At 73.7% G+C, this 1,272-nt stretch carries 1 protein-coding gene; it reads left to right on the top strand.

The features are described from left to right. The coding region (locus AC1DEM_RS21605; RefSeq protein WP_476886325.1) for an HNH endonuclease signature motif containing protein at positions 1-1,272 on the top strand (1,272 nt) is incomplete at both ends.

Here is a 1,272-nt window from a genome sequence, read left to right as displayed (position 1 = left end):
CCGGCGAGGTCGCCTCCCGGGCCGCGACCGTCATCGCCGTCGCACTCGAGCGGGTCCGGCCGCTCTGCGACCCGGACGCCGCGGCCCGGATGGAACACGCCCTGACCCGCACGGCCGCCGAGAACGACGCCGACTTCCTCGTCCGCGTCGCCCGCAGCTGGGCCGACGCGCTGGACCAGGACGGCGCCGAACCCTCCGAGGAACTGCTCCGCCAACTCCAGGGCGCCTTCATCCGCCGCCGGCGCCACGGCCTGCACCACCTCGAGATCTACGCGACCACCGAACAGTTCGAACACCTCCTCACCGTCATGAACACCGCCACCAACCCCCGCACCGGCAACGGCGGACCCTCCCCGGCGGCCGGAACGGGCGGCGGGCCCGCGGCGATGGCTACCGCCGGAGGTGCTGCCGTCGGAGCCACTGCCTTCGGCGATGGCTGGGCCGCAGACACAGCTTCCGGTGTTGGGTGGACCGCACACGCGGCCTCTGGGGAGGGGTCTGCCGCCACAGCCACTGCCACCGCCACCGGTTCTGCCGTCAGCGACGGCTGGGACGCAGACACAGCCTTCGGTGTTGGATGGCCCGCAGACGCGACCTCCGGTGCGGGTTCCGTCGCCGGAAACGAGTGGGCTGCAGGCGCCGTTCAGGGTTCGGTCAGTGCCGCCTCCGCCCGGGTCTCGGCCTGTGTATCCGGTGCCGCCGACGCCGATCCGGCGGGGGCTGGTTCGCCTGCCGGCCCAGCACCGGAGGACCTGCCCGGCCCCGGCAATCAGCCCGCGGAAGATCAAGAGGACCCCGCGCTGCCCGCCCTGGATCTCCGCTCCCGGCCGCAGAAGCTGCTCGACGGCCTGGTCGGCGCCTGCAAGGCCGCTCTCGCGGCCGGAACCCTGCCCGCCGCCGGCGGGCTCCGCCCGCAGGTCATGGCCACCATCGACTACCGCGACCTGCTCACCCGGCTCCAGGACAGCACCGGCGCTGCGCCGGAGACCACCCCCGCAGGATTCCGCCACTCACCAAGTCTGGCGGGCACCGGGTCGCTGCTGTTCACCGGACCCGTCACCGCCTCCACCATCCGGAAGATCGCCTGCGACGCGGACATCATCCCGGTCCTCCTCGGCGGCGAGGGCCAGGTCCTGGACATCGGCCGGGCCTCCCGGGTCTTCCCGCCGCACATCCGCAAGGCCCTCACCGCCCGGGACCGGGGCTGCGCCTTCCCCGGCTGCACCATCCCCGCGCCCTGGTGCGAGGCCCACCACATCGATTACTGGTCCC

It is taken from the genome of Arthrobacter sp. 05T420 (assembly GCF_056396305.1).
The sequence above is the reverse complement of the archived record's forward strand: the minus strand, read 5'-3'. Positions and strand labels throughout refer to the sequence as shown.